Below are 13,062 nucleotides of genomic sequence, written 5' to 3'. Positions count from 1 at the left end.
CATGAACGCATTGAGAATCATCGGCAGCGGTGCCCACAAGGTGCTGTGCCTGCATGGCTGGTTCGGGTCGTCCACGGGCTGGGGCCCCTGGGCCGAGGTGCTGGACACCGACCGTTTCACCTGGGCCTTCATGGACTGCCGCGGCTACGGCGCCCGGCGCGATGAGGAAGGCGCCTACACGATGGCCGAGATCTCGGCCGATGCGATCGCCGCGGCCGATGCGCTGGACTGGCCGCGCTTCTCGATGGTCGGCCACTCCATGGGGGCGATGGCCATGCAGCGGGCGATGCTGGATGCGCCGGGGCGCGTTCGCAAGCTGGTGGCGGTCACGCCCGTGGCCGCCTCGGGCGTGCCCTTCGACGAGCCCACCTGGGCCTTCTTCAGCAGCGCCACCGAGAGCGCCGAGGCGCGGCGCGCCATCATCGACCTGACCACCGGCCAGCGACTGACCGCCACCTGGCTCACGCAGATGGTGCGGCACTCGGTGAACCACTCCCTGCCCGAGGCGTTCGGTGCCTACCTCGTCGCCTGGGCCCGGACCGACTTCTCTGCCGAACTCGGCCGGCCGGAGCTGCCGCTGCTGGCGCTGGTGGGCGAACACGATCCGGCGCTGGGCGAGGTGCCCACGCGTGCCACCTACCTGGCGAGTTATCCGAACGCGCAGCTCGAGGTGCTGGCGAACGCCGGGCACTACCCGATGTTCGAGACGCCGGTGGCGATGGCGGCCAGCATCGAGCGCTTCCTCGCCGCTGAGTGAGGGTGCGCTGAACTCCCCCGTCAGGGGGAAGGACGCGCGGCGGCCCGGCCGCTGACACTGGCGGCCCTTTCCATTGCCGCCCCGCGTGTCCATGAGCCTGCGTCTTCTTCCTTCGCGCCGCCGCATGCTGCTGGCAGCGGCGGCCTGTCTCGGCGTCCCTTCGTCCGCGCGCTGCCGCGCGGATTCCACCGCAGCGGATTCACCTCCGTCCTTGCTGCTGGCACGCGAGGCGGCCGAAGGCATGGACCCGGCCGGCTATCTGGTCAGCGAGAAGCTCGACGGCGTGCGCGCCTTCTGGGATGGCGAACGCCTTCGCTTTCGCGGCGGCGGCGCAGTGGCGGCTGGCGCCGCCTTCCTGGCCGGCCTGCCGCGCGGACAGGCGCTCGATGGCGAGATGTGGCTCGGCCGCGCGCGCTTCGACGCGCTCTCGGCCATCGTGCGCCGCGAGCAGCCCGTCGACAGCGAATGGGAGGCGGTGCAGTACCGGATCTTCGAGATGCCCGGGGGCGAGGGTACGTTCGCCGAACGTGTCGAGCGCCTGAAGGCGTTGGCGCAGGCGACGCCGCAGCGACGCTGGCAGCCGGTCGAGCAATTGCCCATGGCGGGTGCGGCAGCCTTGCGCGCCCGGCTGGCCGAGGTGGTGGCCGGCGGCGGGGAGGGATTGGTTTTGCACCGGGCCGATGCAGCCTACCGCACCGGCCGCAGCGATGTGCTGCTCAAGCTGAAACCGGTGCGCGACGCCGAGGCCGTCGTCGTCGGCCACACGCCGGGCCGTGGCCGCTTCGCCGGCCAGCTCGGTGCCCTGCAGGTGCGCGACGAGGCGGGTCGGGTCTTCCTCGTCGGCAGCGGCCTGACCGAGGCGCAACGCAGCAGCCCTCCGCCCCTGGGCAGCGTGGTGACCTACAGCTGGCGCGGCGAGACGGCCACGGGGCTGCCGCGCTTCCCGACGCTGCTGCGGCTGCGCTCGGCGGGCTGGTAAGGTGCCGCCCATGGCTGACATGACCTTCTTCTGGCACGACTACGAAACCTTCGGCCGCGTGCCGCGGCGAGACCGGCCGGCGCAGTTCGCCGGCGTGCGCACCGACGCCGAACTCAACGAGATCGACACCGCGGTGATGCGCTACTGCAAGCCCACGCCGGATTACCTGCCCGACCCGGAAAGCTGCCTGCTCACCGGCATCCTGCCCCAGCAGTGCCTGGCCGAGGGCCTGCCCGAGCCCGAGTTCGCCGCGATGATCGAAGGCCAACTCGCGCGGCCCGGCACCGTCGGCGTCGGCTACAACACCATCCGCTTCGACGACGAGGTCACGCGCCACCTGCTGTGGCGCAACCTGATGGACCCGTATGCCCGCGAGTACAAGAACGAGTGCGGCCGCTGGGATCTGCTCGACACGGTTCGCTGCATGTATGCGCTCCGCCCGGAGGGCATCGAGTGGCCGAAGCACGACGACGGGCGGCCCTCCTTCAAGCTCGAGCACCTGACGGCCGCCAACGGCCTGTCGCACGAGGCGGCGCATGATGCGCTGTCCGACGTGCGGGCGACCATCGCGCTGGCCCGGCTGGTGCGGCGGTCGCAACCGCGGCTCTGGGATTTCTGCCTGAAGCTGCGCAGCAAGCAGGCGGTGTGGGCCGAGATCGGCGTCGGCCGGCCCTTCCTGCACATCTCCGGCATGTACTCGGCCGAGCGAGGCTGCGTGGCGGTGGTGTGGCCGCTCGCGCCGCACCCCACCAACAAGAACGAGCTGATCGTGTGGGACCTGTCCCAGGATCCGGCCGAGTTGTTCGGCCTGAACGCAGCCGCCATCCGCGAGCGGCTGTTCACCCGCACCGAGGACCTCGCCGAAGGCGTGACGCGTCTGCCCTTGAAGAGCATCCACGTCAACAAGTCGCCGGTGGTGGTGGGCTCGCTCAAGACCTTGTCGCCCGCGATGGCCGAACGCTGGGCCATCGATCTAGGCGTGGTCGACCGCCACGCCCAGGCCTGCGCGCAGCTTGGGGCGGGCATGGGCGGCATCTGGCCCGACGTCTTCGCCCGCCCGGCCCCCGAGCACGCGCCGGATGTCGACGAGGATCTCTACGGCGGCTTCATCGGCCCGACCGACCGCCAGCGCCTGGATCGGCTGCGCCAGCTGCCGCCCGCCGATCCGGCCTGGGGCCGCGCCAGCTTCGACGATCCGCGGCTCGATGAGCTCGTGTTCCGCTACCGCGGCCGCCATCACGCGGAAACGCTCGGCGATGCCGAGCGCGAGCGCTGGGCCCAGCACTGCGCCGCCCGGCTGCATGACGGCGCCGGTGGCGCTCTGACGCTGGGGGTGTTCTTCGACAAGCTCGACACGCTGGCCGAGACGGCCGACGAACGCGGCCAGGGCATCCTCGGTGCGCTGTACGACTACGCCGAGCAGATCGCGCCGGCTCATGTCTGACGACCGCCGTCGACGCTGACGCTTCTTGACGGTCCTGGGGGTGCCTCGGAAGCCAGGCTTGGACTAGGCTGCGCGCTCAGTCCATCCACCTTCAGGAGCCAACCGTGCTGAATCCGTCATCTCCCTCCCGGTTGCCGGGCCGTGCGATCGGTCGGACTGTGGGCCGCACCGTGGGCCGGTGGTTCGCCGCTGTCGCCATCGCCGCCGCCTTCGGGGCCAGCGCGCAGACCGTGCCGCTCTCGCACGTCGCCCACGACTACGCGTATCGCTCGCCGGACGGCCTGACTGCGCCCCAGGCCAGCGTGGCGGCCCGCCATGACGTCCGAATCGAAGGCGCCGAATGGCTGCGCCTGCAGTTCGACCCGATGCAGCTGCCCGAAGGCGCCGTGCTGCGCATGACCTCTCTCCAGGACGGCGCCCAGCAGCACCTGGATGCCACCCGGCTCGAGCAATGGCAGTACACCTCGGCCTACTTCAACGGCCCGGCCGTGCGCGTGGAGCTGCTGGCCGGCGCGCGCGGGCAGGCCGGTCAGTTCGGCATCACCAAGGTCATTGCAGGCGCACCGGACGAGCAGCCGGAAAGCCAGTGCGGACCGACGGATGACCGCGTCTCCTCCGGCGCCGTCGACCGGGCGAGGCTGCTCAACATCGGATGCACCGCCAACCTGATGAAGCAGGGCTGCTTCATCACCGCGGGCCACTGCCTGTCCACGCAGAGCCTGGTCAACGTGGTCGAGTTCAACGTGCCCAAGTCCAATGCCAACGGCAGCCTGAACCATCCGGCCCCCAAGGACCAGTACGCGCCCAATGTGGCCACCCGCAAGTTCACCGACGGCGGCATCGGCAACGACTGGGGCGTGTTCGTCGTCTTCCCGAACAGCGAGACCGGCCTGATGCCGCTCGAGGCGCAGGGCCACGGGCTGGCACTGTCCAAGACCGTCCCTTTGGTGGGCGACAAGGTGAAGATCACCGGCTACGGCGTCGACGACGGCGTGGACAACCAGACCCAGCAGATCTCCAACGGCCCGATCACTTCGGTCGACACCAACAGCACGACGCTGCGCTACCAGGCGGACACCGAAGGCGGCAACAGCGGCTCGGCGGTGCTGGCCGGAGCGCGCGTGGTGGCGATCCACACCCATGCCGGCTGCACGCTGAACGGCGGGGCCAACCAGGGCACGCTGTTCACCCATGCCGGCTTCAAGTCGGCTTACAAGGCGCTGTGTAAGTAGGGCCCCCACGGCCCCTCCCGGGGCCTGCCCCCCGAGGGGGCTCGCGCAGCGGACCGGCAAAGCCGGATCCGCGCACGCCCTGGAGGGGAGCGGCGCTGCGCGCGCTCGGAATGCGGAGGTGACCTGGCCAAGAGGTGCGTGGCGGACCGGGGGGAGCGGATCCGCGCACGCCCTGGAGGGGAGCGGCGCTGCGCGCGCTCGGCATGCGGAGGTGACCTGGCCAAGAGGTGCGTGGCGGACCGGGGGGAGCGGATCCGCGCACGCCCTGGAGGGGAGCGGCGCTGCGCGCGCTCGGCATGCGGAGGTGACCTGGCCAAGAGGTGTGCGGCGGACCGGCAAAGCCGGATCCGCGCACGCCCTGGAGGGGAGCGGCGCTGCGCGCGCTCGGGATGCGGAGCTGACCTGGCCAGAGGTGCGTGGCGGATGGGGGAGCTGGTTCAGTGCACGCTCTGGAAAGCGTCGGCTGGGGCGCAGGGAAATTTCCTAGCCGGGCCGGACGGGCCAGGCGTATGGTGGCGCCTCAACCACGAGGAGACCGCCATGCCCAAGTCCGCCATCGACCAGGACGCGCTGATCGAGATGTTCGCCAGCGCCAGCGCCAAGCAGACAGCGCAGCTGCGCGAGGCGGTGAGCCAGGCGACGCTGAAGGCCCTGCAGGGCCGCGAGATGAGCCTGAAGAACATCAAGCAGGTGATCAAGGCGGTGACCGAGGCCACCAGCACCGGTGCCCTGCAGAACGTGACGCCCAAGGTCGACGTCGAGGCCATGCTCAATGGCGCGATGGCCGGCATGGACGACGCGCTGCTGAAGGCGGTGGAAGCCAACAGGGTCGCGCTGGAGCGACTGGTCGACCAGGGTGTCGACCTGCAGGAAAAGCAGCTCAAGAAGGCCCTGGGCGACCTCGAGAAGCTGGAGGACACGATGTTCGACACCATCCGCAAGGCCAGCGGCGGGGCGGACATGTCCCAGCTCGCCGGCCCTTGGGGCGAGGTCCTCGGCAAGTTCGAGCAGAACGGCAGCCTCACCGGCGCCCAGGCCACGGCCACGCTCGAGAACCTCACCAACCAGATGCAGACGGCCGTGCGCGAGACGCGCGCCGCCAGCCTCAAGGCGGCGCAGACGCTGGCGCAGAGCTACGCCGCTCTCGTCAGCGGGGTGTTGATGGGCATGTCGGATGCGCTGCAACAGGGCGGCGAGGAGGAGGAGTCGGCCCCGAAGTCGCCCTCCAGGCCCGGCGCCAAGTCTTCCCGCCGGTCAGCGGGTTAGGCGGCCGCCTCCAAGGCCCGGCGGCGCTCCGGCAACACAGCCGGCCTACACTGGCCGGCTGCTTTCTTTGTCCGAGCCTGCTTTTCATCGAGCCATCCACGCCATGACATCCGTCGTCATCAGCGGCACCGGCCTGTACCGGCCGCCGCACGTCATCACCAACGCCGAACTGGTCGAGGCCTTCAACGCCTATGCCGCGATGCAGAACGAGAAGCACGCGGCTGCCATCGCCGCCGGCGAGCGCGCGCCCATCGTGCCGTCCAGCGTCGAGTTCATCGAGAAAGCCTCGGGCATCCAGCGCCGCTACGTGATCGACAAGGAGGGCGTGCTCGACCCGACGCGCATGTACCCGCGCTTCACCGAGCGCCCGGACGACCAGATTTCGCTGATGGCCGAGATCGGCGTCGACGCGGCCAGGAAGGCCCTCGAGGCGGCCGGCAAGACGGGCGCGCAGGTCGACATGGTGCTGTGCGCAGCGGCCAACATGCAGCGCGCCTACCCGGCGATGGCGATCGAGATCCAGCAGGCGATCGGCGCCGGCGGCTACGGCTTCGACATGAACGTGGCCTGCTCCTCGGCCACCTTCGCGCTGGAGCAGGCCGTCAACGCGGTGCGCGCCGGCACCGCGAACTGCGTGCTGATCGTCAACCCGGAGATCACCTCGGCCCACCTGGAGTGGCGCGACCGCGACTGCCATTTCATCTTCGGCGACGTGTGCACCGCGCTCATCGTCGAGCGCGCCGATACCGCGACCTCGGCCGACCAGTGGGAGATCCTGGGCACCAAGCTGGCGACCCAGTTCTCCAACAACATCCGCAACAACTTCGGCTTCATGAACCGCAGCGAGGACAGCGACCCGAACGCGCGCGACAAGACCTTCCGCCAGGAGGGCCGAAAGATCTTCAAGGAGGTGGTGCCCATGGCCGCGGCCCACATCGAAGGCCACCTCGCCTCGCTCGGCATCGAGCCGGCGGCCGTGCGCCGCTACTGGCTGCACCAGGCCAACGTGGGCATGAACCACCTGGTCGTCAAGAAGCTCGTCGGCCAGGATGCCGGCAGCGAGGTGGCGCCGCTGATCCTGGACGAATACGCCAACACCGCCTCGGCGGGTTCCATCATCGCCTTCCACGAGCACCACGCGGACCTGCCCGCCGGCTCCCTGGGCGTGGTGTGTTCCTTCGGTGCCGGCTATTCGGTCGGCAGTGTCGTGGTTCGTCGCAAGTGAAGGGCGGCATGGTGCAGCAATCGATCCCCCGCCTTCTCCTGGCGATCACCCTCGCCGCCGTGGGCGCGGCCAGCCAGGCGCAGTCCGCCGGAAAGAGCCTGGGCGGCAAGGCGCCGCAAGGCAGGCTGATGACGCGCGACGAGCTCCGCGTCTGCATGAAGGAGCGCCAGTCGCAGCAAGCTCGCGCCGCGGAGCTGGAGAAGCGCCGCGTCGACATCGCGGCCGAGGTCGAGGCGGTCAACCGCCAGAAGGCCGAGGTGCAGGCCGAGCGTGATGCGTTCAACGCGAAGGCCGCCGAGGGCCGCGCCTTCAACGAGCGCGTCCAGCTCCACGGCGAGCGCGTGGCCGAGTACAACCAGCGGGTGAAGGACTTCCAGGGCAAGCCGCCCAAGGATGCCGAGCTCATCCGCGGCCAGCTGCAGGCCGAAGGCGAAGCGGTGGCCCAGGCCGACGCCGCCATCAAGGCCGAAGCCGAGAAGTGGACGACCTCGATGGAGCCCGCGCGCACCGCGCTGAACGAGCACGTCCAGGCCCAGCAGGCCGCGGCGGCCACCGCCATCGAGCACAGGCGGGTGCTGAACGAAGACATCACCGCCTATGACCAGTCGCTGGCCACGTGGACGCTGAGCTGCGGCAACAGGCCCTATCGCGACGAGGACGAGAAGGCCGTGCGCGCCGGGAAGTAGGCTCAGGCGGTCGCGAAGAGCGCTGGCGTTTCGATCTCGGCGGCGGCGCCCGGCATCAGCCGTGCGGGATCGATAAGCTGGACCAGCGTCGCGCTGCTGCCCGTTTGCAGGTCGAACAAGCCGGCCAGCCACGGCGCGCGGCTGGCGCTGCCGGCCGGTGCCGGGTGCAGGGAGCGGGCATCGAACTCGGTGATCGACAGCACGTCGTCGACCCGCAGCCCCAGGCCCGGCCGTTCCGGCTGGCGCGGATCGCGAAGGACGACGACCACGCCGGCCGGATCCCCCGCCGGCGCCTGCAGGCCGAAGAGCCGACGTGCACAGCTCACGTGGACGAGCGAAGAGCTGCCGCCCCATGGCACCTCGAGCAGCCCGAGCGCGCCCCCGGGTCGGCCCGGCAGCGGCACCAGGCCTGCTGGCGAGACCGCCTCCATCACAGAGGCCGCCGGCAGGCCCGCGCACAGGGATCCGATCCGCACCAACGCCACCTCCAGCGGCTGGTGCCCTGCCGTGCGGCGAGGGGAGCCTTCAATGTCCAGCCGATCGGCTGGTGGCGCCGAGCTGGCTGTGCCCAGGCGCAGGGCCACGACCGCGCGCACGTGGTTGTCGTAGCCATCGCCGCGCTTGAACTCCCGGTAGCCGGCGGCAGGGGCTTGCGCGGCCACGTAGTGCACGCCGTCGAGCTCGAACATGGCCGTGGCGTTGTCGAAGGCCAGCGGCGCCCGGCGAGCGAGCGCCGTGTCGGTGGCGGCAAGCACCCGTCCCGTGCCGTCGATGAAGGCGGCCAGGCCGGTGCGTGGCCCCAGCACGTCGTGCAGCATGGCTTCGAACTCGCGGGCCGCATGGAAGACGATCGCCACGCCGCCGGCTAAGCCGCCGCCGCTCTGGTGCCGCACCGCAGCGAGGTAGGTGTACGTGGGGCCACCGGCGTGCAGCGGCGTGTCCTCGAAATCGCTGACGGCGTAGTGCTGCGATCCCGTCAAGCCGCGCACCGCGTGCAGCCAGCGCGGGTCCACGGCGGTGTCGATGATGCTGGCGGCCTCGTCATCGCATGACGCGCCGCGGATCACGCCGCCGGCATCGAAAACCACGAGGCGGCTGTAGACGGTGTAGAGACCGTTGATGTGGTCCAGCACGCGGTTCAGCGACGCCGCGGCCTGCGGCCCCTGAATCTGCAGGCCTTGCTGCATCGCCGGCGAGAGCGCCCACCAGCGGCAATCGTTGGCGCGCTCGTAGAGGTTGCGGTCCATGATGTCCGCCGCGAGCCGGGCCAGGTCGCCGCAGCGCCGGCGGGAGCGGCTGAAGGCCGTTCGCGTCAGGTCCTGGATGGCCTGGCCGACACGTTGCCGCGTGCGCACGCTGGCGGTGTTCACCTGGCCCAGCACCGCCTTCAGCCGCAGCCGGTCACCGTGCTGGCCGCTGGCCATCAGGCGGCCATTCCAGACGACGCGTCGCAGGTCGCTGTCGATCGCGTCGGCGTCGTGGTTGATGGCCTGCAGAGCGGCGTGTTCGAGCGGCACCTCGTGGTCGGCGGCGCCCGCCTGCGGGTCGCGATCGCGGAAGGCCGTCAACAAGGAGACCATCGCCTGGGCCCGCCAGCCCGGACCGGCGTAGCCCTGGTAGCCGCGGGCATCGCAACAGACGGCGAGGTACTCGCGGCCGGCGAAGGAGGTGAGGGCAAGGCCACCAGGCTCGACGCGACCCAGGCGGGCCCCGACGGGGACGTGGGCGCCGTCCATCGTGGCGACGACGCGTTGCTGGCCGTCCAGCAGCACCAGCGCCATCTCGCGGCGGACGTCGGCCACGCCGTCGAAGACGTGCGCCATCTCGTCGTCGAAGCGGAAGCGAAGCACCAGCACGCCGATCGGCGTGCCCGTCGCCCCGGTGATGCGGTGGCCGTAGAGCAGTGCGGCCTGTCCCCCGCGCTGGAGGTCGGTCAGGCCATGCTGTTCGACGTAGCCGCCCGCGGCGAGCGCCCCGGCCACCAGCCGGTCCGCACTTCGGGCGAGGCCCTCGTCCGGGTCGAGGCGGGCCAGCACGACGCCTTGCGGATCGAGCAGGATCACGTCGTCGTAGACGGTGTACTTGGCCTGGTACTCGCGCAGCCGGGCGACCATGGCCTCGCGCTCGGCCTCGCGCTGCGTCGCGGGCAGCGCGCAAAAGCGGCGGACCACCTCATCGGTGGCCAGGAAGCCGACATCGGCAGTGCGCTCGAAGAGGTTGCGCACGAGGATGTCGATCGCGCACCGGGCCTTGGCCGTGAGCTCGTCGCCGAGTGCCGCCATGCTCTCGGCGGCCATGTCGCCGATCAGCCGCTGCTGCAGGGATTCGAAGCGCTCGCGCGTGCTCACCAGCGTGGGCAGGATGGGCGCGACCTCCTCCGGGCAGCTGATGGCGGCGGCGGCCTCTATCGTCCGCCACACCGTGCCCAGCTCGCGCAGATCCCGCTCGGCCTGTTGCACGCGGTGCATGCAGGCAGAGACCTCCTCCGGCGTCGTCTCCATGGGTTTGACCTGTCTCTATGTCGATCCGCCCAGTCTAGGAAGCCCACAGGGAGGCGGCCGCTGGATCTGCAAGCGCTTTCCAGCCCAGTTCCACGCCGTCCCCGCGCCGGGGGCGCAAACGCTTGCCGATGGTGCACGGCGCACCGGAACGGTCACGCCGAGGAAGCGCTCAGGGCAGGACGAGACGGTGGGCGCGCAGGGCCTCGTAGGCCGGTCGACACGCCTCGGCAACGGCCAGCGCATGGCCGCTCAGTTGCGGGGAACGGGCTCGCCACGGCTCGAAGGCGGTGGACTTCCAGACCGCGTCGTACCAGTGCGGCGCCCAGATGCCGTCACTTTCGCGCGGCCCCGCGGGCCAGGCCAGCATGCGCTCGGTGAAGGCGATGCCCAGGCGGTCGCACAGGGCCTGCAGATAGGCGCCGGGCGCGCGCAGGAAGTCGTCGGCATCGATCACCGGCGGCGCATGGCCTTGGCTCGTCGCCACCACATCGAACAGGGCGGCCTGCTGCAACAGGCCGATGTCCGGCGGCTCGACGGTCGCGCGCGACTTCAGGTAGGACTCCACCACCTCCGCCGGGTCGCGGATGAGGAACACATTGACCAGGCTCCTGACCCAGCTGCTGTCGTGGCCCGGCAGCAGGTGGTGGGTCATGTGCTTCTGGTACCAGATCGGCTGGCCATCGGGCGCCGGGCCGGTGGCCAGCGCTGCCGCCACGCGTTCGAAATCTGTGTCGCCGTGGGCGATGATCTCTTCGCGCCCGGGGTGGTCCAGCCCCGTCGCCGCGAGATAGGCCGCGTACAAGGGCTCGTCGCTCACCGCGCAATCGCCTCGGTTCTCCCAGGACCGCATCATCGCCGTGGAGATGTTGCGCGGGCCGCTCCACATGGCCACGCGCAGCGGCTGCCGGCCCTGCGTGCTCATCGCGTGCGCCCGGACACGTCGCGCTGCACCAGTGCCTTGTAAAGGCCCTGCAGCCGCGTGACCATGGGCCCGGGGATGCCGGTCTCTTCATAGGCGCGGCCATCGACCGAGCGCACCGCCACCACGCCCGCGAAGGTGCCGGTGCAGAAGGCCTCGTCGGCACCGTAGACCTGCGACAGGCTGAAGTTCTTCTCGAACACCGGGATGCCGGCTTCGCGGCAGACCTGGATCACGTTGGACCGGGTGATGCCGGGCAGGCAGTAGTCGCCGCTGGAGGTCCAGACCTCGCCCTTGCGCACGATGAAGAAGTGGGTCGAATTGCAGGTGGCGACGAAGCCGTGCGGATCGAGCATCAGTGCCTCGTCGGCGCCCGCCTCCGTGGCCTGAATGCACGCGGTGATGCAGTTGAGCTTGCTGTGGCTGTTGAGCTTGGGATCCTGCACGTCGGGATAGCCGCGGCGCACGTGCACCGTGAACAGCTTCAGGCCCGCCGCCACCGTCTCCGGCTTGGCCAGCTTCCACTCGGGCAGGATGACGACGGTGGCCGCGCCGATGGTGGCGCGAGGGTCCTGGTAGGGCGTGCGCTTGACGCCGCGGCTGACCATGAGGCGGATGTGCACGCCGTCGCTCATGCCATTGGCGTCGAGGGTCTCGTAGAGGGCGCGCGTCAGCTGTTCCCTCGTCATGCCGATGTTGAGCGCGATGGCCTTGGCGCCTTCGTACAGGCGGTCGAGGTGCGCATCCAGGAACGCCGGGTGGCCAGCGACGACGCGCAGGCCCTCCCACACTCCGTCGCCCAGCACGAAGCCGCTGTCGAAAACCGACACGCTCGCGTCAACCCGCGATTTCAGGGTGCCGTTGATCCAGATTCGTATGTCCGCGTTGCGCGGGTCGTCGTGGAAGTCGTGGATGCTCTGTGACATGTGCTTTCCCGGATAGGCCATCGCGGCGCGGATCGCCGGTGGCATGATGCGCGGCTCGGGCCACAAGCCCCGCCGATTTCAAGAGGATTCCATGAAGCGAACCGAATATTCCTCCGTTTCCGCTCACCTGCTTGGTGTGGCACTCGTCGCGATGGCCGTCGTCCATGGGCCGGCGCTCGCGCAGTCCGACACGAAGACGCTGTCGGGCAAGAGCAGCGGCACCGGCAAGATCCTCACGAAGGAAGAGCTGCGAGCCTGCCTGCAGCAGCAGACGTCCCTCGCCAGCCGCAAGACCGAGCTGGACAGCCGGCAGACCGCGGTCGCCGCGGAGCGCGAGCAGGTCCAGAAGGACACCGATGCCATCAAGGCGGAGCAGGCGAGCCTCGGCTCGCAGAAAAGCGCCGTCGATGATCTCAACGCCCGCATGACGGCCTTCTCGGCCAAGGTCAAGGACCTGCAGCAGCGCCGGGACGACTTCGAGAAGTCGGGACGAGGCGGGCCGACCGCCGAGCGCGAGCGTCGCAAGCTCGAGAAGGAGGCGGCCGAGATCGAGAAGGAACAGGCCCAGCTCAACGCCGAGCGCGAGAAGCTTCAGACCGGCGGCAACGAGGCCGTCAACAAGCTCAACGCGCGTGTCGAGGCTCAGCAGCAGGTGGCGCAGGCCTGGAACGACAAGAGCAAGAAGCTCGCGGCCGACCAGCAGGCCTACGAGGACGACCGCATCGCCTGGCTGGACAACTGCGGGAACCGCCGCTTCCGCGAGGACGACGAGAAGGCCATCAAAGCGGGGAAGTAGAGCCCCCACGCCCCCTCCGGGGGCTGCCCCCCGAGGGGGCTCGCGCAGCGGACCGGCGGAGCCAGATCCGCGCACGCCCTGGCAGGGGCCGGCGCTTCGCGCGGCCGGGCTGAAGCGCTGCTGCGCTTCAGCAGGGGGCGCCATTCGGCGAGGACGACGAGAAGGTCATTAAAGCGGGGAAGTGGAGCCCCCACGCCCCCTCCGGGGGCTGCCCCCCGAGATGCTATGGGGGAGGACCGCCTGCATCGGTATGCCCGTTGGTCTAAAACGGGCGTTCCGTGGTCTTCCATCTAGCGTGAAGGAGGTCGGCAATGAACGCGACGCAAGCAGC

Annotated in this window: 11 protein-coding genes; 8 read left to right on the top strand and 3 right to left on the bottom strand. The window is 70.2% G+C overall.

The features are described 5' to 3' along the window. Nucleotide 1 precedes the first annotated feature (1 nt). The 7 genes from ACS5PM_RS21595 (at nt 2) to ACS5PM_RS21565 (ending at nt 7,589) form a co-directional block, all read left to right on the top strand. Nucleotides 2–757, top strand: a complete 756-nt coding sequence (locus ACS5PM_RS21595) for an alpha/beta fold hydrolase (RefSeq protein ID WP_439389765.1) — start codon at nt 2–4, stop codon at nt 755–757. A 91-nt stretch (nt 758–848) separates the two neighbouring features. Continuing rightward, a complete protein-coding gene (locus tag ACS5PM_RS21590) occupies nt 849–1,736 on the top strand; it encodes a DNA ligase (protein WP_439389764.1) in 888 nt (295 codons plus the stop codon). A 10-nt stretch (nt 1,737–1,746) separates the two neighbouring features. Beyond that, a complete protein-coding gene (sbcB, locus tag ACS5PM_RS21585) occupies nt 1,747–3,180 on the top strand; it encodes an exodeoxyribonuclease I (protein ID WP_439389763.1) in 1,434 nt (477 codons plus the stop codon). A 158-nt stretch (nt 3,181–3,338) separates the two neighbouring features. After that, entirely contained in the window at nt 3,339–4,412 is a 1,074-nt protein-coding gene (locus ACS5PM_RS21580) for a trypsin-like serine peptidase (RefSeq protein WP_439389762.1), read from the top strand. Nucleotides 4,413–4,952: 540 nt separating this feature from the next. Further along, nucleotides 4,953–5,678: a DUF6781 family protein gene (locus tag ACS5PM_RS21575; RefSeq protein ID WP_439389761.1), complete on the top strand. Its 726-nt coding sequence runs from the start codon at nt 4,953–4,955 to the stop codon at nt 5,676–5,678. 103 nt (nt 5,679–5,781) lie between these two features. Further along, on the top strand, nt 5,782–6,903 hold the full coding sequence (locus ACS5PM_RS21570; protein ID WP_439389760.1) for a beta-ketoacyl-ACP synthase III: 1,122 nt from the start codon (nt 5,782–5,784) through the stop codon (nt 6,901–6,903). Between the two features lie 8 nt (nt 6,904–6,911). Beyond that, nucleotides 6,912–7,589: an AAA family ATPase gene (locus ACS5PM_RS21565; protein WP_439389759.1), complete on the top strand. Its 678-nt coding sequence runs from the start codon at nt 6,912–6,914 to the stop codon at nt 7,587–7,589. Nucleotides 7,590–7,591: 2 nt separating this feature from the next. On the opposite strand, the gene ACS5PM_RS21560 is transcribed toward ACS5PM_RS21565, so the two are convergent. The 3 genes from ACS5PM_RS21560 to ACS5PM_RS21550 form a co-directional block, all read right to left on the bottom strand. Then, the gene (locus ACS5PM_RS21560) at nt 7,592–10,090 is read right to left on the bottom strand and encodes a chemotaxis protein CheW (RefSeq protein ID WP_439389758.1); all 2,499 of its coding nucleotides are present in this window, start codon (nt 10,088–10,090) and stop codon (nt 7,592–7,594) included. A gap of 169 nt (nt 10,091–10,259) precedes the next feature. Next, on the bottom strand, nt 10,260–11,012 hold the full coding sequence (locus tag ACS5PM_RS21555; protein WP_439389757.1) for a sulfotransferase-like domain-containing protein: 753 nt from the start codon (nt 11,010–11,012) through the stop codon (nt 10,260–10,262). Continuing rightward, entirely contained in the window at nt 11,009–11,935 is a 927-nt protein-coding gene (locus ACS5PM_RS21550) for an aminotransferase class IV (RefSeq protein ID WP_439389756.1), read from the bottom strand. The genes ACS5PM_RS21555 and ACS5PM_RS21550 overlap by 4 nt, the downstream gene beginning before the upstream one ends. 91 nt (nt 11,936–12,026) lie before the next feature. On the opposite strand from ACS5PM_RS21550, the gene ACS5PM_RS21545 reads away from it, so the two are divergent. Then, nucleotides 12,027–12,731, top strand: a complete 705-nt coding sequence (locus ACS5PM_RS21545) for a hypothetical protein (RefSeq protein ID WP_439389755.1) — start codon at nt 12,027–12,029, stop codon at nt 12,729–12,731. The last annotated feature ends 331 nt before the right edge of the window (nt 12,732–13,062 follow it).

Origin of the sequence: Ideonella flava (assembly GCF_051857595.1) — a bacterium.
Taxonomy (GTDB): Bacteria; Pseudomonadota; Gammaproteobacteria; order Burkholderiales; family Burkholderiaceae_C; genus Ideonella.
This window is presented reverse-complemented; position numbering and strand designations above follow the sequence as displayed.